General features: G+C 46.0%; 21 protein-coding genes. 16 read left to right on the top strand and 5 right to left on the bottom strand.

Annotation, left to right across the window (positions count from 1 at the left end; all coding sequences use genetic code 11):
- Positions 1-117 precede the first annotated feature (117 nt).
- The 9 genes from HMPREF9446_RS06545 to HMPREF9446_RS06505 all read left to right on the top strand — a co-directional run bounded on the left by HMPREF9446_RS06545 (position 118) and on the right by HMPREF9446_RS06505 (position 11,197).
- A complete protein-coding gene (locus HMPREF9446_RS06545; RefSeq protein ID WP_009124691.1) occupies positions 118-3,558 on the top strand; it encodes a TonB-dependent receptor in 3,441 nt (1,146 codons plus the stop codon).
- A gap of 22 nt (positions 3,559-3,580) precedes the next feature.
- Positions 3,581-5,200, top strand: coding sequence for a RagB/SusD family nutrient uptake outer membrane protein (locus HMPREF9446_RS06540; RefSeq protein ID WP_009124690.1), 1,620 nt, complete (start codon positions 3,581-3,583; stop codon positions 5,198-5,200).
- Between the two features lie 36 nt (positions 5,201-5,236).
- Positions 5,237-5,611, top strand: coding sequence for a DUF5018-related domain-containing protein (locus HMPREF9446_RS06535; RefSeq protein WP_039968735.1), 375 nt, complete (start codon positions 5,237-5,239; stop codon positions 5,609-5,611).
- A gap of 7 nt (positions 5,612-5,618) precedes the next feature.
- Positions 5,619-7,655, top strand: a complete 2,037-nt coding sequence (locus HMPREF9446_RS06530) for a BNR-repeat neuraminidase N-terminal domain-containing protein (RefSeq protein WP_039968704.1) — start codon at positions 5,619-5,621, stop codon at positions 7,653-7,655.
- A 219-nt stretch (positions 7,656-7,874) separates the two neighbouring features.
- Positions 7,875-9,167 (top strand): 3-phosphoshikimate 1-carboxyvinyltransferase, encoded by a 1,293-nt coding sequence (locus HMPREF9446_RS06525; protein ID WP_039968702.1) that lies wholly within the window; start codon positions 7,875-7,877, stop codon positions 9,165-9,167.
- Positions 9,168-9,242: 75 nt separating this feature from the next.
- On the top strand, positions 9,243-9,671 hold the full coding sequence (locus HMPREF9446_RS06520) for a hypothetical protein (RefSeq protein WP_039968734.1): 429 nt from the start codon (positions 9,243-9,245) through the stop codon (positions 9,669-9,671).
- A 33-nt stretch (positions 9,672-9,704) separates the two neighbouring features.
- A complete protein-coding gene (locus HMPREF9446_RS06515) occupies positions 9,705-10,532 on the top strand; it encodes a metal ABC transporter permease (protein WP_009124685.1) in 828 nt (275 codons plus the stop codon).
- An 11-nt stretch (positions 10,533-10,543) separates the two neighbouring features.
- Entirely contained in the window at positions 10,544-10,972 is a 429-nt protein-coding gene (gene tsaE / locus HMPREF9446_RS06510; protein WP_039968732.1) for a tRNA (adenosine(37)-N6)-threonylcarbamoyltransferase complex ATPase subunit type 1 TsaE, read from the top strand.
- 6 nt (positions 10,973-10,978) lie between these two features.
- The gene (locus HMPREF9446_RS06505; protein ID WP_009124683.1) at positions 10,979-11,197 is read left to right on the top strand and encodes an immunity 17 family protein; all 219 of its coding nucleotides are present in this window, start codon (positions 10,979-10,981) and stop codon (positions 11,195-11,197) included.
- 58 nt (positions 11,198-11,255) lie between these two features.
- On the opposite strand, the gene HMPREF9446_RS06500 is transcribed toward HMPREF9446_RS06505, so the two are convergent.
- From HMPREF9446_RS06500 to dnaE, 3 genes are all read right to left on the bottom strand, one after another.
- A complete protein-coding gene (locus tag HMPREF9446_RS06500) occupies positions 11,256-11,588 on the bottom strand; it encodes a hypothetical protein (protein WP_009124682.1) in 333 nt (110 codons plus the stop codon).
- A 28-nt stretch (positions 11,589-11,616) separates the two neighbouring features.
- Positions 11,617-11,931, bottom strand: a complete 315-nt coding sequence (gene trxA / locus HMPREF9446_RS06495; RefSeq protein WP_009124681.1) for a thioredoxin — start codon at positions 11,929-11,931, stop codon at positions 11,617-11,619.
- A gap of 87 nt (positions 11,932-12,018) precedes the next feature.
- Entirely contained in the window at positions 12,019-15,816 is a 3,798-nt protein-coding gene (dnaE, locus tag HMPREF9446_RS06490; protein WP_039968701.1) for a DNA polymerase III subunit alpha, read from the bottom strand.
- A gap of 170 nt (positions 15,817-15,986) precedes the next feature.
- Between dnaE and HMPREF9446_RS06485 the strand changes: the two genes are divergently transcribed.
- From HMPREF9446_RS06485 to HMPREF9446_RS06475, 3 genes are all read left to right on the top strand, one after another.
- The gene (locus HMPREF9446_RS06485; protein WP_009124679.1) at positions 15,987-16,676 is read left to right on the top strand and encodes a phosphatidylserine decarboxylase family protein; all 690 of its coding nucleotides are present in this window, start codon (positions 15,987-15,989) and stop codon (positions 16,674-16,676) included.
- A gap of 11 nt (positions 16,677-16,687) precedes the next feature.
- Positions 16,688-17,395: a CDP-diacylglycerol--serine O-phosphatidyltransferase gene (gene pssA, locus HMPREF9446_RS06480; RefSeq protein ID WP_039968700.1), complete on the top strand. Its 708-nt coding sequence runs from the start codon at positions 16,688-16,690 to the stop codon at positions 17,393-17,395.
- 66 nt (positions 17,396-17,461) lie between these two features.
- Positions 17,462-17,758, top strand: a complete 297-nt coding sequence (locus tag HMPREF9446_RS06475) for a DUF4834 family protein (protein WP_009124677.1) — start codon at positions 17,462-17,464, stop codon at positions 17,756-17,758.
- Positions 17,759-17,779: 21 nt separating this feature from the next.
- Here the strand turns inward: HMPREF9446_RS06475 and HMPREF9446_RS06470 are convergent, their stop codons facing one another.
- A complete protein-coding gene (locus HMPREF9446_RS06470) occupies positions 17,780-18,214 on the bottom strand; it encodes a nucleoside deaminase (protein WP_009124676.1) in 435 nt (144 codons plus the stop codon).
- Entirely contained in the window at positions 18,214-18,447 is a 234-nt protein-coding gene (locus tag HMPREF9446_RS06465) for a hypothetical protein (RefSeq protein WP_009124675.1), read from the bottom strand. Before HMPREF9446_RS06465 ends, HMPREF9446_RS06470 begins: the two co-directional genes overlap by 1 nt.
- Positions 18,448-18,629: 182 nt before the next feature.
- Between HMPREF9446_RS06465 and HMPREF9446_RS06460 the strand changes: the two genes are divergently transcribed.
- The 4 genes from HMPREF9446_RS06460 (at position 18,630) to HMPREF9446_RS06445 (ending at position 21,976) form a co-directional block, all read left to right on the top strand.
- Positions 18,630-20,423, top strand: coding sequence for a S41 family peptidase (locus tag HMPREF9446_RS06460; protein WP_009124674.1), 1,794 nt, complete (start codon positions 18,630-18,632; stop codon positions 20,421-20,423).
- Positions 20,423-20,788, top strand: a complete 366-nt coding sequence (locus HMPREF9446_RS06455) for a YraN family protein (RefSeq protein ID WP_009124673.1) — start codon at positions 20,423-20,425, stop codon at positions 20,786-20,788. Before HMPREF9446_RS06460 ends, HMPREF9446_RS06455 begins: the two co-directional genes overlap by 1 nt.
- A 74-nt stretch (positions 20,789-20,862) precedes the next feature.
- Complete coding sequence (locus HMPREF9446_RS06450; protein ID WP_009124672.1) at positions 20,863-21,219, top strand: MmcQ/YjbR family DNA-binding protein; 357 nt, start codon at positions 20,863-20,865, stop codon at positions 21,217-21,219.
- On the top strand, positions 21,203-21,976 hold the full coding sequence (locus tag HMPREF9446_RS06445) for a biotin--[acetyl-CoA-carboxylase] ligase (protein WP_009124671.1): 774 nt from the start codon (positions 21,203-21,205) through the stop codon (positions 21,974-21,976). Before HMPREF9446_RS06450 ends, HMPREF9446_RS06445 begins: the two co-directional genes overlap by 17 nt.
- Positions 21,977-22,400: the final 424 nt, after the last annotated feature.

Here is a 22,400-nt window from a genome sequence, read left to right as displayed (position 1 = left end):
AGATAGCACGACAAAAAGGGAGGAGTGCGCCAACACTCCTCCCCAAAAGAGTCAATACTATCTTTGTCCATCCCAAAACAGACCTAATAGTATTAATCTTAAACTTACGACAAAGTTATGAAAAAAAACTTGTTGCAGAAATGGTATATCCATCAACAACTTGAATTAACACATATTATACGAATCATGAAACTGTCCGTGTTCTTTATATTCGTTTTTCTCTTTCAGCTTCAAGCTGGTAACGTAAAATCACAAGAAGCCCGCGTGACTCTTGCCAAAAGTAACTTGACCTTCGGGGAATTAATGCACGAAATTGAAAAACAGACCAACTATCTGTTTATGTATCGCGATGTCGAAATTGACCTCTCCCGGAAAATAGAAGTGAAAAAGACCAACGCCACGGTGAAGGAAATCCTGACGGCAGCGCTCAAGAACCAGAAGTTGGTTTATAAATTCTCCAATAACTACATCTCTCTTTATGTAGATAAAGAAAAAGCTCCGGAAACAATGATTACCCAACAAGAACGCAAAATTAAAATCAAGGGAGTAGTCATTGACCAAATCGGCGACCCTATTATTGGAGCCAACATCTCCCTAAAAGGACAACCAGGTACAGGAAACATCACGGATATAGATGGAAACTTTACATTAGAAGTTCCTGAAAAATCAGTATTAGTGATTTCCTACATCGGTTACCTGCCCCAAGAAGTACCGGTAAACGGCAAGACATCTTTCAATATTCAAATGAAAGAAGACACTAAGACCCTGGATGAAGTGGTAGTTGTAGGCTATGGCTCCCAGAAAAAACAGACAGTAACTGCTTCGGCCTCTACACTGAAAGTTTCTTCGCTCAAGAATGTACCTACCGCCAACTTGGCTTCCTCACTTGGAGGACGTGTCAGCGGTGTATTGATCCAGCAAACCGGTGGAGAAGCCGGATATGACGACCCGACGATCATTATCCGCGGGTCCAGTTCACCCACCTCCTCTTCTCCCTTGATTGTAGTGGATGGCATCATCGGACGCAGCATGTCGCAACTCGACCCTAGCGAAATAGAAAGTATGACAGTATTGAAGGATGCCTCAGCCGTAGCCCCCTATGGTGCACGAGGAGCAAACGGCGTAATACTGATCACTACCAAACGTGGTAAAAGCGGCAAAGCACAAGTGGACTATAATTTCAAAATAGGTTTCGGTACTCCTACCCGTATGCCCGAAATCGCCAGTTCGTACGACCACGCCCGCTTTATGAATAGCGCATGGCGTAATAAGGAAATGGATTTGGGAGAAGACCCGGGCATGTATGGCATCTATACCGAAGAAGAATTACAAAAATTCAGAGACGGTTCCGATCCCTATGGTTATCCTAATACAGACTGGAACAAAGAAGTTCTGCTTCCACGCGCCTGGCAACAAATGCATAGCTTGACAGCAAGCGGCGGTTCAGACAGGGTGAAGTATTTCGCCGGATTCGGCTATGTAAAGCAAGACGCCTTGTATGGTGACACACGTACCAATAAATCAACCTCCGGTTTTAACCGATACAATGCACGCGTCAACATAGACGCCAATATTATAGACAAATACCTGAACCTGTCGGCAGATATGGCCTATCGCCAAGAAGACCGTAACAGTATCGCAGGCAGTACTTCGGATGTATTCAACAACATGCACCGTAACCCGCAAACTGATCCCGGACGTTTTCCAGACGGTAACTTAGGTAAAGTTTCACTAGGTGTGAACCCTATCGGACTGGCTACTGAAGGCGGTTGGGTAAAAGACCGCAAAAGTGTATTGAACACACGTTTCATGCTGGACTTTAATGTTCCGGGAGTCGAAGGCTTAAATCTGAAAGGTATTTTCTCCTACGATAAAATTTTCAACAGTATCAAAAGATGGACTACTCCGGTAGATTTCTATGTATGGAACAAAATTACCGGAGAATATGACGGACATTCACCCAACCGTGAAGGTGCAGAACTGAAACAAACATACTCAAGCAGTCAAGCTATGACCTTTGAGTTTCAAGCAGCTTACAACAAGACCATTGCACAGGATCACCGGTTAGGAGCGCTGTTTGTATTCTCACGTTCGGAAGGAGCCGATGAGAATTTCTGGGCTTCACGTACGAAATACCGCATTTACTCCATCCAACAATTATTTGCCGGACCAGACAAAGACAAGGACAACAGTGGCAGTGCCTCCGAAACCGGTAAAGTAGGCTCCGTGTTCCGCTTGACCTACAACTACAAAGAAAAGTATATGTTAGAAGCTAACGGACGCCTTGACGGTTCAGAAAAATTCCCGGAAAGCAAACGCTATGGCTTCTTCCCTTCTGTATCGGCTGCCTGGCGTATATCGGCAGAACCTTTTATGGAACCCTTCTCAGGAATACTTAACAACCTAAAGTTAAGAACCTCATGGGGACGCGCCGGAACAGACAATATCGGTCAATTCCAGTACATGTCTGCTTACGGAACAGGCGGCGACGCTGTATTTGGCGGCCAGAATCCGGAAATAGCTCCGGGATATACCGAAACCCGTTTCCCGAATCCCGACATTACTTGGGAGACATCTGAAATGTTCAACATCGGTATAGACGCTTCGTTCTTCAACGGGAAACTCAACATGGAAGCAGATTGGTTCTATAAAAAGACAAACGATATCCTGCGCGAACGTACGGACATGCCTGCTATTCTTGGATATAAACTGCCAGCAGCCAACGTCGGCAAAGTTGACAATAGAGGTATCGACCTAAATATCACATATCGCAACAACTTGCGCGACTTTAACTATTCTGTTGCAGGCAACCTAACCTGGGCCAGAAATAAAGTCATTGACCTGTTGGAACCCGCCGGTGAAAAAAATAATCCGAGACAACGCAGCACAGGACATTCCATGAATCAGTATTTCGGCTACGAAGCCTTAGGACTATTCCAATCTGACGAAGAAGCCGACAATTGGCCGCAACCCCAGTTTGGCAAAGCAAAAGCCGGTGACATCAAATACAAAGACCAAAATGGAGACGGCATCATTGACGCAGAAGATAGAATAGCAATTGGACGCAGCAACTATCCGGAATTAGTGTATGGACTGAACTTGAATGCCGAATGGAAAGGTTTTGATGTGACTTTCTTCTTTCAAGGAGCAGCGTTGGCCAACTTCTACTACAACGGTTACCTTGCTTTCCCATACATGGAAGGACGAGGAGGGGCATTGCTAGAACACCACATCGGCAACACATGGACACCCGAAAATCCGAAAGCTGAATTTCCGCGCTTGTACTACGGAGGCAATGCCAACAATCAATTGTTCTCTTCCTTCTGGATGCGTAACGGTTCATATCTCCGTCTGAAGAATGTAGAGATAGGTTATGACTTCAAGAAGTTACTATTATCCAAGATATCCGAAATTCAAGGACTACGCCTCTATTTCAGTGGATCTAACCTACTGACCTGGTCACAAATTAAATATTTCGATCCAGAATTACGTTCCACCGACGGGAGTGCTTATCCTCAAATGAAAACCTTTGTGTTTGGTGCTAACATTACATTCTAAACTTAAAAATTGAAACGTGATTATGAAAAAGATAAATACAGCTCTCTTTTGCTTATTTGTATTGCTCTTCTGTTCGTGCGATGTATTGAACAAAGCTCCACTGGACGAAATAGCTGACGACTCTTTCTGGTCGGACGAAACACTGGTAAAATATTACGTAAACGATTTATATAGCGAGATTGCCGTGGACGGACTGCTATTGCAGGAAAACCGTAGCGACAATTCCGTTTCGGCGCAACGTGACAAATATCGTGCAAGCTGGTTCAAATTCAACTATGACATGGTCAGTGCCTCTGACCCGCAGGATGATGATGTATGGGAAGATTATTACATAAAAGTACGCAAATGCAACCGTTTTCTAGAACGCATCGGAACATCAACCATCGAAGAAAATGAAAGGTCCAGACTAACAGGAGAAGTATATTTCCTGCGTGCCATGTTCTATTTTGAAATGGTAAAGCGATATGGTGGAGTAATACTGTTGGATAAAGTACTCACTATGGAGGATAATTGGGAGATTCCCCGTTCATCTGAAAAAGAATGCTATGATTTCATCTTGAATGATCTTAAAAAAGCAACAGAAATGTTACCCGCATCTTATGGTTCAAGAGAGAAGGGCCGTGCAACCAAAGGCGCAGCCTACGCCTTGAAATCAAGGGTAGAACTGTACGACAAGCGATATGAAGATGTAATCAAAAGCTGTGCCGAAGTCTATAAATTAGGCTATGAACTGGTGGATGGTACCACCCCGGAAAAATACCGTTCTATCTGGTGGAGCACCAATAAAGACAACAAAGAAATCATCTTCGACATCCAGTACAAAAGCCCTGACGTATATAATAACATGATGGTATGTAACATGGTGACATACATTAACGACAAATACGGTGACCGTGGATGGGGTGGCCTTGGCCCGACTCAAGAGTTGATTGATGAATTTGAAATGGCAAACGGTACCCCCGCCACACAGTATTCACAAGCACCTGCCGATCAAATATTTGATATTAATGATTGCGGTATTTACGAAGGACGAGAGCCGCGATTCTACGCAAACATCGTGTTCCACGGTTCCCAAATTTTCTTCAATGCAGATAAAGGTGCCGTAACCGTGGACCGGTATCTGATGGATACTCCCGACAAAGGAGACGGTTCACTTACCGGATATAATGTCTGGAAATGGATTGATTATGATAACTACAATTATCCGTATGCAGGCGCCGGAAGTCCGGACTTCAGCACCAACTGGATTATACTCCGCTATGCAGAAATTTATCTGAATGACGCAGAAGCCCGCCTTGAAACCGGTGATGTAGAAGGTGCACGGGAAGCCGTCAATGTGATTCGTCAACGAGTAGGATTGCCCGCACTCACAGAATCAGACCCCGGGAAGTTGCGAGAACTAATCAGAAAAGAGCGTCGTATCGAATTCGCCTTCGAAGAACAGCGTTTCTATGATGTCCGCCGTTGGAAAATTGGCCCCGAAACACAAACGACATTGCACGGGGTACGTTTTGTTTCACCTACAGAATTCAAGATTACCAAGACAGATATCCGTACCTGGAACGACCGGCTATACCTGACCCCGATACCTCACGACGAAATAGTCCGTTCCAGCGTCTTAAAACAAAATCCGGGATATTAACGATTGACTTCATCACATTTAAAATATAATATGATTATGAATAAGATAATTTCTATACTGATTTGCTGCTTCATTGCCGGATGCTTCTTTGTTTCATGCGAACAACCAGATATACCGGATGTACCGAACTACGATAAAACAGAGATATTAACCTTCAAAGTATATAACCGAGATAAAGAAGAGATTGGCACTCCTGTTATTCTTTCCGAAGAAGGAACCGTTACCATTACGGTAGATGCCAGTACGGACTTGTCCAACGTCTTTGCCACCTGTACACTCTCTTCCGGCGCCACCCTGTCCCCTTCACTCGGAGGCTATCAGGACTGGAGCGGAATGAGTAAAGAATTCACTGTAATCTCGGCCAGTGGCAAACGTTCGAAATCATGGACTGTAACCTTCAAAACCAAGTAGGCGCATAATGAAATATGTAGTAATATCTATCCTCTGCATCTGCTGTTCTCTGCAGATGCAGGGGGCGCTTTCCGTCCCAAAAGACGGAAAGTCGAACCTTGCCCTTCATCTCGACGGGAAAGATAATAACGTACGGACAGGCATGGGAATTCTGGAATCTTCATGGACTCTGGAATCCTGGTTCAAAGGAGACGACTGCCAATGGGACAGCCTTGAAGTAATTATCGGAGGAGGAGAATATAGTGAACTTAACTGGGTAGATTATCTGCCTTTAGTCATCAAAGAAGGCAGACTCCACTCCACCCGCACAAATCTGTCATCACCCCGAACTCTGGATGACCAATGGCATCATGCGGCACTGACTTGTGATGGCAGACAAACCATCCTTTACCTTGATGGAAAACAAGTGGCTAAAGCTGATACAGCGACAGCCATTCTCCCCGGAGCCATCGGAGTGCACGATGTATATTATACCTTCGGCGGATTAATCGATGAAGTACGTATCTGGCGTACGGCCCTTCCGGAACAAACCATCTGCCATTGGATGAATCGCCCTGTAGAAGCTACCCACCCGGCTTTTAAAAAGTTGTGGGGATATTATAATTTCAACGACCTGAAAGATGAGACATCCGTCAATTGGGTAGGCAAAGGGCATCAGGCATACCACATCCGCAACGGACGCAATAAGTACAATGAAAAAGCCCCATTGGCCTATGCAGTTCCCAACGACAATCCCGCATTTAAAGAATATAGCGGAAAACAGCAACTATTCAATGCCGTAGTCATCCAAAGTGAATGGGATGCCGACCAGGGAAGTAAAGACGACCAAGCTCTTAAATTGAGAATTGCCGTACAAGGATCCAAAAATCCACTGAAGCTGACAGAACTGAAACTCGATTTCACCGGAACTACCAACCTGACAGACATCGAGCAAATACACATCTATTCTATCGGAAACGAAGCACGTTCCGCACAACGTAAAGAGTTGTTTGGTAACGGACATACTCCCAAACGGTCAATGATTCTCCACCCTGCACCTGGAGAAGAAATTCCGCTGCAATCGGGCATCAACTACTTTCTACTCACATTCGATGTCCGAAAAGAAGCAGTTCCCGGACATACCTTGCATGCGTCAATACCTTTTATACGGCTGAACGGAAAAAGAATCATTCCTGAAACATCTACCGAGGAGGTACATAAACAAGTGACTTGCAATAGTCAGGCACATTCCAACATCATAAAAGTGCTCCAATGGAATATCTGGCACGGAGGCATTCATCTGGGCAATGAAGGACAACAACGTGTACTCGATCTGATCCGAAGCACCCGCGCAGACGTCGTCATGATGCAAGAAGCTTATGGCATCCAACGGATGTTGGCCGATTCATTGGGATATCACCTCAAGACACATTCTCTTAAAGACAATCTAGCCATGTACAGCCGGTTTCCATTAGAGACAATTGCATGGAGAGAACCCTTCAAGTCAAATCCCGCCAAAATAACCCTGCCGAACGGCAAGCGGGTGATGCTTATAGACTGTTGGCTACGGTACGCTTACCGTCCGGAATACACAAGCGGATATGCCGAAAAAGGGCTGGATCCCTCTGTCTGGATTGCAGAAGACTCCATACTGGCATTACCCGATATCCAAAACATCTATACCAAGGACATAGTGCCAAACCTTGAAACGGGGATGCCGGTCATCATCACCGGAGATTTCAACTCATGCAGCCATCTTGACTGGACCGAACGAGCCAAACCATTACATCAAGGATATGGTCCGGTGAACTTCCCCGTCTCCCGTTACATGCAGGAAAATGGGTTCAAGGATAGTTTCCGTGAAAAGAATCCGGATGAGGTCACATACCAGGGAGGCACTGTAGCCGCCATTTACGGACAAATGCAAATGTCCCGTATCGACTTCATTTACTATAAAGGAAAACTCAAGGCATTATCTTCCAAAATTGTACGTACCGCCCCTGAAATAGATTATGTATGGGCATCAGACCATGCGGCAGTACTTACAGTTTTTGAAGTCGAATAAGAATGACAGGCACGGGTAGCACAGGTTTTACGACAATCATAAGTATTTGTCTATCAACCATCCCGTGCCTAATTCACCCATACTCAAACACGTACCTACCGATTCACGTTTTTCAAGAATACTGCTCATTTTAAGTGCATACTTCCATTTACCAAAGATTTATTCTACTTTTGTAGCGACAATAAAATACTTAACCGCCGTAGTTTAATAAATACAACCATGCAATATACAGTTTCTGCTCCCTCCTCTTTACATACCAGTATACAACTGCCGGCTTCCAAAAGCATCAGTAACCGGGCACTCATCCTGCATTCCCTTGCCCACGGAGACATCATGCCCTGTAACCTGAGTGATTGTGACGATACCCGTGTGATGGTCCGCGCCCTGAACGGTTCTCCCGAACACATTGATATCCTCGCCGCCGGAACCGCCATGCGTTTTCTTACTGCATACCTCAGCGTAACCCCCGGAGCACGTACCATTACCGGGACACAACGTATGCAACAACGCCCCATACGGATTCTGGTTGATGCCCTGCGTAAACTCGGTGCACAAATCGAATATATAGGCAACGAAGGCTTCCCCCCCCTATACATAACAGGTACTGAACTGAAAGGAGAAGAAATATCCCTCGCCGGCAATGTAAGTTCCCAATACATATCTGCCTTGCTAATGATAGGTGCCGTACTTCCCAAAGGCCTGCGTCTGCACCTTACGGGTGACATCGTTTCGCGTCCTTACATCAACCTGACACTACAATTGATGCGTGATTTCGGCGCTAAGGCGGACTGGGATTCCCCCAACAGCATTACTGTCCTTTCCGGCGGTTATCAAGATGTACCATTCACCGTAGAAAGTGACTGGAGCGCCGCCTCCTATTGGTATCAGATTATCGCACTTGAAGGCCTGAAAGGCGAAGATATGAACAAAGAAGGAAACAACGGCCGTAAAACCGCAGTCTCCCCCGAAATAGAATTACTCGGACTGTTTCCGCACAGTTATCAAGGAGATAGCCGTGGAGCCGAAATATTCTCCCTTCTGGGCATCCGGACAGCATACACCGACCGCGGAGTGAAACTGACCCAAACCGGAACACCTGTTTCCCATCTTGTAGAAGACCTGGTTGACATTCCAGACCTGGCACAAACTTTTGTCGTGACCTGCTGCCTGATGAACATCCCTTTCCGCTTCACCGGATTGCAGAGTCTGAAGATAAAAGAAACCGACCGCATCACTGCTCTTATCACTGAATTACGAAAATTGGGCTACGTTGTATATTCCGAGCAAGACAGCATTCTTTTCTGGAACGGCGAACGTTGTCCGGCGGAAGCCTCCCCGGTCATTTCTACCTACGAGGATCACCGCATGGCAATGGCATTTGCCCCCGCCTGCCTTGTCTTGCCACATATACAGATAGACGAGCCACAAGTAGTGTCGAAGTCTTATCCGGCTTATTGGGAGGACTTGCAGAAAGCAGGATTCAAAGTTATCCAAGAGGTAAGGAAACCATAATTTTGCTGTGTGCAAAACAATATGTATCTTTGTCCGTTCTATTAATGGAACATGTTTTTCAGAGAAAGGAAACCCATGTGGATACTGATTATTAGCCTGATTGTTCTTGCCTTCGTAGCTGCCGTTGCGGGAGTGATACGCAACCGGAAACTGCAAAGGAAAATAGACCGCGGTGAACTGGATGCCATGCCCGAGGTACAGGAGGCGGATGCAGAATGCTGCGGGCAGCATGAGATCTGCGAGCGCGACAGCCTGCTGGCTGCCGTCAGCAAAAAGATAGAGTATTATGACGATGAGGAACTGGACAAGTACATCGGCATCAGTCCGGACGCATATACTCCGGAACAAGAGGACGAATTCCGCGACGTGTTCTATACGATGCAAGACACAGATGTAGCCGGTTGGGTACGAAGCTTGCAGCTACGCGGTATCGCATTGCCCGATAATATAAAGGATGAAGTATTCCTCATCATCGGAGAACGGCGCATCTCCCCTCACACTTGATGCCTTGAGTTTTTAATTATTAATTCCGGAACAGTGGATTTATTGCAATATACCTTCTTCCAACATGCCCTTATCGGCAGTCTGCTTGCCAGCATTGCCTGTGGATTAATAGGTACTTATATCGTCACACGGCGGTTGGTATTTATCAGCGGAGGGTTGACGCACGCCTCCTTCGGCGGTATAGGCCTCGGATTGTATTTAGGCATCTCACCGATACTTTCAGCCGGCATATTTGCTGTATTGTCCGCTTTCGGAGTAGAATGGCTAAGCAAACGGAAAGATATGCGCGAAGATTCCGCCATTGCCGTATTCTGGACGTTAGGCATGGCATTAGGCATCATGTTTACCTTCCTTTCACCCGGCTTTGCACCCGACCTTTCAGCCTATCTCTTCGGAAATATACTCACGATTACAATAAGCGACATAGCACTTTTAGGCGGGCTGGCAGCTATATTGCTGCTGTTCTTCATCTTATACCTCCATCCGATTATCTATGTAGCCTTTGACCGGGAGTTCGCACGTTCACAAGGTATTCCGGTACAGGTTTTCGAATATGTGCTGATGATGTTCATCGCACTTACCATCGTGGCGTGCCTGCGTATGGTAGGCATCGTGCTGGTCATCTCACTGCTGACCATACCACAAATGACGGCAAACATTTTCACTTACCGCTTCAAACATATCATCTGGCTATCCATTGCCATCGGCTATATCGGTTGTCTGGGCGGATTATACATTTCATATAAGAGAAACGTCCCGTCAGGAGCGTCTATAATCTTCTTTTCCATTATTATCTATACCATCTGCAAGATAGGAAAGAGTTTTTGCTTATATTTACAGCGTAAATCGTTGAAATCATAAATATCATCATGTTGGAAATTAAAATTCAGTCATTAGACCAGATTCATGAAGCCGCCCACCAGTTTATCGAAGCTATGGGTGACAATACCGTCTTTGCTCTCTACGGAAAAATGGGAGCCGGTAAGACCACTTTCATCAAAGCCGTCTGCGAAGAATTGGGTGTGTCCGACGTCATTACCTCCCCTACCTTTGCCATCGTCAATGAATATCGTTCCGATACAGCAGGTGAACTGATTTACCATTTTGACTTTTACCGCATCAAGAAGTTGGACGAAGTTTACGACATGGGATACGAAGATTATTTCTACAGCGGTGCCCTTTGTTTCATTGAATGGCCGGAACTGATTGAAGAACTCCTGCCCGGCAACACGGTGAAAGTTTCCATCGAAGAAATAGAAAATGGGGAACGGAAGGTAACACTGGAAAACTTTGACTTATAGTTTCCCATGAGCCAGTACATCGTTCAAGGTATTTTTGTCCTTGCAGGCATCATCTCCCTATCAGCGGCACTGCTGGACTGGGATTGGTTCTTTACTGCCCGAAACACCCAGTTCGTCGTCCGGAATGTCGGCAGAAAACAAGCACGTTGGTTCTACGGCATATTAGGTGTCATTCTTATCGGCATGTCTGTATTCTTCTTTATGAACACACCACCGGTAGCGTAAGCAATAAAAAAAGCGCAGACAAGTTTTCATCTGCGCTTTTATTATATTCCAGGAATGATCAATCCTCGTCCAAAGATTCGGTATATTCCATCTCGCCTTGTACTACGAAAAGAATCTCTTCCGGATCATAGTCACCCATTTCATCTTTATGGGCTTCTTTTACGATATAATCAACGATTTTCCCCAAATCAATTTCGATGTATCCATCCGCATCGGGCTGTGCATCAAGGATGCCGCTTTGGGAATAATACTCGTCAATCAAATCGAGAAAATAGTAAAACTCATCGTCGGAGAATTTCTCCTTCAACTCCTGCGGCAAATAATTCTTGATGTATTCGATGGTCTTCTCATCATCGATATCATTCTGCAAAAAATCGTCTTCCAGTCCCATACTTATATTATTTAAAAGATTAGTTCACTTACAGCAAGGCCTCAATCTTAGCTGCATACGTTGATTTCGGAGCAGAACCCACCTGCTTGTCAACCAGCTTTCCATCCTTAAAGAACAGTACTGTAGGAATATTGCGAATGCCATATTCACCTGCCACATCACCGTTCTCATCCACATCGCACTTACCGATAATAACTTTACCTTCATATTCGGTTGCCAATTCATCGATGATAGGGCCTACCATTTTACAAGGCCCGCACCATGGTGCCCAAAAGTCCATAACTACAGGTTTTCCTTCTGCTAAAAGCTCCTGATAATTGCTGTCTGTAATATTTAAAGCCATGTCTTTAAATTTTAAGTATTAACTATTTATTATTAATTCACTGTCAATCCTAATGCCTGCAACTCTTGATTGCACGGGCAAAGATAACTAATTTATCCGAAACTCAAGGTCGGGACGCTCTTTTAAGTAAGAGATTAGTTCACGTCCGACCGAAAGCTTCACCGGGCGGGATACCAAGTCAACCGTCATCTTGCTTTCAGGGTCTGTCACCTTGAAATACAATTCTGTAGTTCCCGGGCGTTCCTTGGTCAGTTCCGCCAACTCGGTTATCAATGACTTGTTCAATACGCTGAGGGGAATAAGAATCGTTATCTTTTCAATCAGCTTCTCTTTAACATCAGGCAAAAGTTCCATAGAAGTAATCTTGACCTCAAGCTCATCCTGACGCCATTGCTTGGGCTGGCAACGGGCCTTTATATAAAGGAACGTACGTTCACCCAAATACCCCTGATACGTCACCCAGTCATTACCGAAGAAAGGAAACTCTGCCGAACCCGAATAATCTTCAATTTTGGCAATTCCGTATGGATTTCCATTCTTGCTGATTCCCCGGCGGACGGAAGTGACAATTCCTCCCATGGTAATCTCACGGCCAACAAGCGCTTGCTTGTCCTCGATTTCGGACATGCGCGTGTTGCAGACATGCTCCAGCACTACAGCATACTCATCCAACGGATGGGCAGAAAGATAGATACCTACCAAGTCACGTTCCCTGTTCAAACGGTCAAGGTCACTCCAACGTTCAGCCGGAAGGATTTCCGGAGTAGCGATGTCAACCACATTTTCGCCTCCAAACAGAGAGTTGGCAGCGGCTGCCTGGTCTGCCTGGTAACGGTTGCCATAACGGACCAACGTCTCTATAAACACTTCATTCTTGGAATTTACCGCAAAATACTGTTCACGCTTCAATTCCGGGAAACTATCGAAACCACCTGCCAAGGCAAGGCATTCAATGTTCTTCTTGTTACAGGCATTCAGGTTGACACGCTGTACGAAATCGAATATACCCTTATACGGACCATTCTTTTCACGCTCTTCCATGATACTTTGTACGGCACCTTCACCCACACCCTTCACAGCGCCGAGCCCGAAACGGATATTGCCCTCCTTATTAACGGTGAATTTCAGGTTACTCTCATTTACATCCGGGCCTAATGTATTAATGCCCATAGCCTTGCACTCATCCATCAGTTTCGTGATGTCAGTGATATTGGACAAGCTTCGGCTCATGACCGCCGCCATGTATTCCGCCGGATAGTTGGCTTTCAGAAAAGCAGTCTGATAGGCTACCCAAGAATAACAAGTGGCATGTGACTTATTGAAAGCGTATGAGGCAAATTTCTCCCAGTCCGCCCAAATCTTTTCAAGCACTTTCGGATCGTGTCCGTTCTTTTGCCCGCCGGCAATGAACTTAGGCTTCATGTGGTCCAACTTGTCACGCAGCTTCTTACCCATCGCCTTACGCAACGCATCCGACTCACCACGGGTGAAGTCCGCCAACAGACGAGACAGAAGCATCACCTGCTCCTGGTAAACCGTAATGCCATACGTATCTTTCAGATATTTCTCCATAATAGGAATATCATACTCGATAGGTTTGCGTCCCCACTTGCGGTCGATAAAGTCCGGTATATAATCCATAGGCCCCGGACGATACAGAGCATTCATGGCAATCAAGTCCTCAAAAGTACCGGGTTGCAGCTCACGCAAATATTTCTGCATTCCGGCAGATTCAAACTGGAATGTACCGATAGTGCGTCCGTCACAATATAATTTATAAGTGGCCGGGTCGGTTATTGAAATCTTGTCAATGTCCAATTTCAGTCCACGGTGGAGACGAACGTTCTCAACGGCTTCCTTAATGATGGACAATGTTTTCAAACCGAGGAAGTCCATCTTGATCAAGCCCGTATCTTCAATCACGGAGCCTTCATACTGAGTGACAAGCATCTTCTCGCCTGTCTCCTTGTCGTCGGCAGTACTTACAGGTACCCAATCCGTAATATCATCCCGGCAGATGATGGTACCGCAGGCATGTACACCCGTGCCGCGGACATTGCCTTCCAGCATCTTGGCATACTTCAATGTATCCCGTACCAACGGGTCGGGCGAGGCTTCCGCCGCTTGCAACTCCGGCACGTAGGCAATGGCATTCGGCAAGTTCAGCTTTTTATCGGGTATCTTGTCGGGAACCAGCTTAGCCAAGCGGTCCGACTCGGACAAAGGCAACTTCTGCACACGGGCAACGTCTTTAATGGCCAATTTGGTCGCCATCGTGCCATACGTAATGATATGCGCCACTTTTTCCTGCCCATACTTATCCGTCACCCAACGGAGCACTTCGCCACGACCGTCATCATCGAAGTCCACATCGATATCAGGCAATGAGATACGGTCGGGATTCAAGAAACGCTCGAACAGCAAGTCATACTGAATGGGGTCTATTTTCGTAATTCCCAAGCAATAGGCAACCGCCGAACCCGCCGCCGAGCCACGTCCCGGTCCTACGGAAACGCCCAACTGGGTGCGGGCGGCATTGATGAAGTCCTGTACAATCAAGAAGTAACCGGGAAAACCCATCGTCTTCATGATGTACAATTCAAAAACCAAACGTTCTTTCACCTCATCAGACAACGGGTCACCATATAATCTTTTAGCACCGTCAAATGCCAGTTTGGCCAGATAATCCGCTTCCAGTTTGATACGGTACAATTTCTCATACCCACCCAACCGTTTTATTTTTGCCTTGGCGGCTTCTTCGTCCAGCACCACTTTCCCGTTCTCATCCTGCGTAAACTCATCGAACAAATCCTTTTCACTATACTTCGCACGATACTCCTCTTCCGTCCCGAACTCCTCGGGAATGGCAAAAGTAGGCATGATGGGCGCATGGTCGATGGAGTAATACTCCACCTTGTCCAGAATTTCCAGGGTGTTGGACAACGCTTCAGGAACATCCTCGAACAAGGCATTCATCTCCGCCTTTGTCTTCATCCATTCCTGCTTGGTATAAAGCATACGGCTCGGGTCATCCAGGTCCTTCCCCGTACTGAGACAAATCAGACGGTCGTGCGCTTCCGCATTTTCCTCGTCCACAAAATGGACGTCATTGGAGCAGATTACCTTTATATTATATTTCCGGGCATATTCCAGCAATTTGGCATTGGCCTTCTGCTGCAAAGGATAGGCCTCATGATTGGCACGCTGCACAGTCGCCTTATGCCGTTGGAGTTCCAGATAATAATCATCACCGAAAAGATTCTTATACCACCGGACGGCCTCTTCGGCCTCCTCCAGCCGGTCATTAATGATCTTCTTGGGAACCTCACCGCCGATACAGGCCGAGCAAACAATCAATCCCTCATGATATTTCTCCAATTCATTGCGGTCGGTACGCGGACGCATATAATACCCTTTGGTCCATGCGCGCGACACTAATTTGATAAGATTGTGGTAGCCCTTCTCATTCTTTGCCAATACAATAAGGTGATAACCGCTTTGGTCCGGCTTCCCCTCCTTCTTGTCCATGGTACGGCGCGCCACATACATTTCGCAACCAATGACAGGTTTGAACAACTTGTTTTCCGCTTCCGCAATTTTCGCCCGGCATCCGGCTATCTCCGCCTCTCTGTCTTCACATTCTATTTCACCGCTTTCAATACCGGCAATCCTTTTTTTCAAGTCTTTGATTTCACCTTTCGGGCCGCTATTCTTCTTATTTACATAATTGGTAAACTCTTTGATCCCGAACATATTGCCGTGATCGGTTACGGCAATACCTTTCATACCATCCTTCATTGCTTTGTCCACCAGCCTGCTGACGCTTGCCTGACCATCAAGAAGAGAGTACTGAGTATGGACGTGTAAATGAACAAAATCCTGCATATATATCCTTTCTGTTGAGAGCATAAAAATACAACCTCTGTGACACCTAGCAAAAATATTTCCCAAAAAGTTATCAACATTAGCATTTCTCCTCCTAAATCCTTGTTAGATTTTCAAAATAAGCCTATTTTTGCAGATAATTTCTATCTAAAATAGCAAATACGATATACATGGGTCGATTAAAAAGATTAAAAAAAATACGTATACACCGTGAAGGAACACATACATTGGCGGGCAGCTTGCTGCTTCTGCTTGTTGTCAACGCAGCTCTTTACTTCGGACTGGAATGTAAGATTCCCTTTTATATAGCAGCAGCCATCAGTCTCGTCGTATATGGAATATTGGTCAACTTTTTCCGTTGCCCCATCCGTCTGTTCGGGCAGGAAGATACGGAGAAAATAGTAGTGGCTCCCGCCGACGGCAAAATCGTGGTAGTAGAGGAAGTGGAAGAAAACGAATATTTCCATGACCGCCGGATTATGGTATCCATCTTCATGAGCCTGGTCAACGTACATGCCAATTGGTATCCGGTAGACGGCACCGTAAAAAAGGTATGGCACCAGGACGGGAAGTTCATGAAGGCCTGGTTACCCAAAGCGAGTACCGACAACGAACGTTCCTCTGTAGTCATAGAAACTCCGGAAGGTGTAGAAATCATGGCACGCCAAATAGCAGGAGCCATGGCACGCCGTATCGTGACATACGCCGAAGCAGGAGAAGACTGCTATATCGACGAACATATGGGTTTCATCAAATTCGGCTCCCGCGTGGACGTATTCCTGCCTTTGGGTACGGAAATACTCGTCAAACTGGGACAATTAACCACCGGTAACCAGACCGTAATAGCCAAACTTAAATAAGCAGAACGACCATGGCAAATTGCATTACCCGTCATATTCCCAATACGCTGACCTGCCTGAATCTATTCTCGGGGGGTATTGCCTGCGTCATGGCTTTTGAGGCCAAGTATGATTTGGCATTAGCATTCATCTTACTTAGCTCCGTATTCGATTTCTTTGACGGCATGGTGGCACGCCTGCTGAATGCATATTCTGCCATCGGCAAGGACTTGGACTCCCTGGCAGATGACGTGAGTTTTGGTGTAGCCCCCTCCTTGATTGTTTTCTCTTTATTCAAAGAGATGCATTATCCGGGCATGATGGAAGGTATAGCCCCCGTCTTTCCTTTCCTTGCCTTTCTGATATCCGTATTTTCCGCGTTGCGTCTGGCTAAATTCAACAATGACACCCGGCAAACAAGTTCTTTCATAGGACTGCCAGTCCCGGCAAACGCCTTGTTCTGGGCATCGTTCGTTACAGGAGCCCATGAACTGCTTATATCAGACAGTTTCCATCCGCTCTATATATTGTTACTGGTCTGCCTTTCTTCCTGGTTATTGGTTTCCGAGATCCCGATGTTCTCGCTGAAATTCAAAAGCCTGTCATGGAAGGAGAACAAAACCAGTTTTATTTTTCTGATGGTATGTGTCCCGTTGCTTGTTTTTCTGGGAATCTGCAGTTTCGCGGCAATCATTGTCTGGTATATTTTACTTTCACTTATTACAAGAAAAAGTAAATAAACAAATCTTTGGCACGGTTGTTGTATTATCGTTCGTATATAACGAACACATAAAAACCATTAGCCCATGTTTCATCTTTTAGGATTCTTATTCATTCTAATCATTGCCATACTAATTATCGGTCTTGGTATCATCGGCACCGTTGTCCGGAGCATTTTCGGACTGGGCAGACGCCGTACTTCTTCCGCCTCCTATCAGAATCCCGGAGGATATTCCTATAACAATCCGCGACAGCCGTCCGGTTCGTCCACACAAACCGACAAAGCCACGGAACCGGAGGAAGGTGAAATCCACCTGAAACGCAAGAAACTATTCTCCAAGGACGAAGGAGAGTATGTGGAGTTTGAGGAAATCAAGGAGTAGAGACAAGGAACCAAGCGCCAATCATTTCCGCTTGGCGGCAAAAAAGTTCTTCATCAATGCGGCGCATTCGTCTGCAAGCACTCCCTTTACAACCATCGTCTTAGGATGTAATGCCTGAGGAGCATAACGCTGATATCCTCTCTTTTCATCTTCGGCGCCGAACACAAGCTTCCCCGTTTGCGCCCAGGCAATGGCGCCCGCACACATCACGCAAGGCTCTACCGTAACATACAGCGCACATTCATTCAGATACTTTCCGCCAAGGGTGGATGCGGCAGCGGTAATAGCCTGCATTTCCGCATGGGCAGTCACATCTGTCAATGTTTCAGTCAGATTATGGGCACGCGCAATGATACGGTCCTTGCAAACCACCACCGCACCTACGGGTACCTCTCCCCGCTCACCGGCCTTTTGCGCTTCAAGAAGCGCCTGCTTCATGTAATAGCTATCATCCATCAGCGTCTCATATCATGTTCACCGAACAAAGTAGGATAATCTTCTTCCATATTCCTATGGATAAACATGAGGACAGTCTCCCTGAGCCAACGCGACTTGTTCGTTATCTTATATTTTTCAAGATAACGATCTACAATCCGCATTTCTTCCTCGCTCATCAGGCATACGATACGCTGTTCGCGTTTCGGTTCTTCCAGCGTTGCTCTCGCACAGGTTTTGTCTCTCTTTCTCATATTTCTTGCAAAATTACTTTTACTTCTGTAAAAACAAAACAGAATATGCGTAATTTTTATAGTCGGGATACCTAAAACAAACCAGAAAAGTTTTTTTAAGCAGTAAAAACAAAGTTATCCTCCAAATCATTTCATTTTAAGAATTAAAAAAGTATTTTTGGAAACCCATAAAACTAAAAGGTATGAAACAGGTACATTATTTCAGTTTTTTCCTATGCTTATTCGCAGCAATAAGTTTTGCATCGTGCAGTGACGACGACAATGACAATGGAAGCCAGACCGGCATAACCGGACAAAGTTGGAAAGAAGGAACTCCTGTAGAACTCACAGCAGGAAGTACCCAGTCTGTAAGCTTCAATGCCGCCGCCAAATGGAAAGCCCACACTAACTCTACCTGGTGCAAACTGCAAACCACGGAAGGAGAAAAAGGAGCCGGCACTATAAAACTTTCGGTTACGACAACCTCCACGAAAGACCGCACTTCGATTATTACCATCCAGGTGCAAGGCTATTCTACCACAAGTTTCCAGGTGATACAGAAAGGAAGCAGCACGACTGTTTCCGAAGATGTGGAAATCAATGGGAAAGTGGACGAGTATCTGAGAAAGATGTACCTCTGGAATGACGACTACAAGAAGTTAGACCTTGACTACACCAAGAATTACGAAGCCTTTTTCTATGACGCCTTAGGCAGTATGGAAAAGAATACGCTGGACAAAAAGCCATATACCGGCAGCGACGGTAAAACCTACTACCGCCTCTTTTCCTATATCCAGTTATTGCCCGACATCAGCTCAACCCGCGCTACAAAAATCGTAAATAAAGAACTGGCATATAGTTTCGGTATCACCGGAATAACGCCCGTGACCATCAGCGGCCAAACCCAAAGCACCACCTACTTCTGCATCCAAGGCATATACCCGGACTCACCGGCATCAGAAGCAGGACTCAAACGGGGAATGATGATAAGCCAGATAAACGGAAAGAAGATCAACAACAGCAACATTGAAGATTTCTATTACAACCTGTTGCTCCCGAGCTCTGCATTCAGCTACGCCCTTACGGAAGATATCATAGGGGAAGGCGGCGTGACCGGCCAAAAAGGATACACCATCACCTCCAAAGCCATGTACAACAATCCGGTGCTTTTCAGTAAAGTAGAGGAAGGTATAGAAGGACACAAAATCGGCTATCTTGTCTATTCCGGATTTGAGGCAGGCTTCGACGAAGAGTTATTCAATGTTTTCAAGGAATTTAAGAGTAAAAACATCACCGACCTCATTCTGGACCTGCGCTACAACGGTGGCGGACATACCATGTCGGCCAACTTGATAGCAACCTGCATTGCGGGCAGCGCCTCGCAAGGCAAAGTGTTCACCAGCCTGCGATACAACGATGAAAGAATGGCAGAACGCAACAACCAAAAGGATCATGAGATGTTTGCCTACTCCAATTATCCCAACTTAGGCACTTCCTTGTCGGCCGGAGCCCTCAACCTGCCCCGTGTTTATTGCCTTGTGGGTACCGGAACAGCGTCTTCCAGTGAACTTGTCATTAATTCTTTAGAGGGAATACACTTGGACGTAATACTGATAGGAGAAAGAACCACGGGCAAGAACGTGGGCATGGAATATGAAGACATGAAAGTCAGAGACAACACCTACCGGGTTGTTCCTATCACCTTCCAAAGCTACAATGCCGAAGATTTCGGAGACTATCAAGACGGATTCAAACCGGATGTAGAGCTGGACGAGACCAATCCCTACAACCAGCAGGGCAGGTTCTACATCCTTAGGGATTATATGAGCAATGAAGAACCCCTGTATGCCAAAGCCATCGAACTGATTACCGGAAAGAACCCGATGCCCGCAACACGCAGCGCGGAAAATGCGTTGAATGGCAAGACGCGCCAGTTGCCTGCTCTCTTCCGCCCCGGACACGACGGCATGCTGAAGCCTGCTAAGGGCATAGAGTAATGGCGCAGCACAATACTCTGGGGAAAGCAGGAGAAGAAGCCGCCGCCAGATATCTGGAACAGAACGGCTACACCATACGCGACCGGAACTGGCGCAAGAACCACCTGGAACTGGATATTGTCGCTACCAAGCATGAAGAGCTGGTCATCGTGGAAGTGAAGACACGCAGCAACACGGACTACATAGAGCCGCAGGATGCCGTCAACTGGCAGAAAATACGGCGGATTGTGGTAGCCGCCGATGCCTACATCAAGCACTTCCGCCTGGATATCCCGGTTCGCTTCGACATCCTGACAGTCGTAGGCGAACCGGGAACCTTCAAGATAGAACACATAAAGGATGCTTTTTATCCGCCCATGTTTTAACCCAAAAGCGAGTGACAATACAAGTGACGGGACAGAGTCACATAAATCGTACAACTGTAAATTACAATATCATCATGGATATAGAAACCGCCCGCGAATACAGCCTCAGCAAGAAGGCCACGACAGAAGACTTGCCTTTCGGTGAAGACGTCCTTGTCATCCGGGTAATGGGAAAAATGTTTTTATGCATCAATCTCAATACTCCCGACAGAATTACAATGAAATGCGAACCGGAATATGCGCTTGAACTACGTGAACGCTATAACGCCATTGAAGGTGCCTGGCATTTCAATAAGAAGTATTGGAACCAGGTTTTTCTGGATCGCGACGCAGATGACAAACTGATAAGGCAGTTGATTGACCACTCGTATGAAGAAGTATTGAAGAAGTTCACCAAAAAACTACGTGCCGAATATGAAGCCCAACCCTGAAACATTCCGTTATCCGCTGGTCGTCCTGGAGGAAACCGATTCCACCAACCAATACATCAGCCAGTTGTGCAATGATCTGAAAGAAGACGTTGCAGAGTTCACTACCGTTGCCGCCGAATTCCAGACTTCCGGCAAAGGTCAACGCGGTAACAGCTGGGAGGCCGAGAAAGGGAAGAACCTGCTATTCAGCCTCGTGCTCTACCCTACTTTTCTGGAAGCCCACCACCAGTTTATTCTCTCGCAAATCGTATCTCTCGCCATCAAGGAGGAGTTGAGCAGATGGTCGGATGACATCACCATCAAATGGCCGAATGACATTTACTGGAAAGAAAAGAAAATCTGCGGCATCCTGATAGAAAACGACCTTACCGGACACCACATCGGACGCAGCATTGCGGGTATCGGCATCAACATCAACCAAGAAGCATTCCACAGTGATGCCCCCAATCCTGTATCTTTGAAACAAATCAGCGGAAAAGAACATGACCGCCATGAAATCCTTTCCCACATACTGAGACGCATAGAAATATACTACAAGGGGCTCCAACTGGAAAACTTCGCGACCTATTCCGCTGAAATTAATGCCCGGTACGCCCGTTCCCTTTTTCGCCGCCGCGGTTTCCATCTCTACCAAGACACCGGAGGGCAATTTCTTGCCCGCCTGCTGCGTGTGGAATCCGACGGACGTTTCGTATTGGAAGACGAGAACGGACAAGAACGTGAATACTTGTTCAAGGAAGTGCAACACATCCTATAGTTCACGGCTCATTTAAAAAGTCAACTTTATTGAGCGGATGCCCTGGGATTGTTATAATGGGGCTCCATCATAAAGTTTAAAAACGTAATTTATCCGTCACGCTGTCACGGAATGTACTCTATCGATTTGATACATAGACATCTATCCCGTGACGGATACCCGTGATAGATGCGTGATGGCTTCTTTATCTGTCACCTAACTCATTAGTTCACAGCATCGAACAAAATATTCCATGCTACAAAACGCTTTGTTTAATTCATTCAAACAAAGTGTTTCCCACAAGAAAAACGAATAATTCAGATAAGGAAAACAAAACGTTTAGTTTAGGAAAACAAATTGTTTGGATATAGGAAACAAACTGTTCTGCTATGAGGAACAGACTACAAAACACTTTATCCGAAGCCCAATGACCGGTTACGCTATC

Source organism: Bacteroides fluxus YIT 12057, from assembly GCF_000195635.1.
Taxonomy (GTDB): Bacteria; Bacteroidota; Bacteroidia; order Bacteroidales; family Bacteroidaceae; genus Bacteroides; species Bacteroides fluxus.
This window is presented reverse-complemented; position numbering and strand designations above follow the sequence as displayed.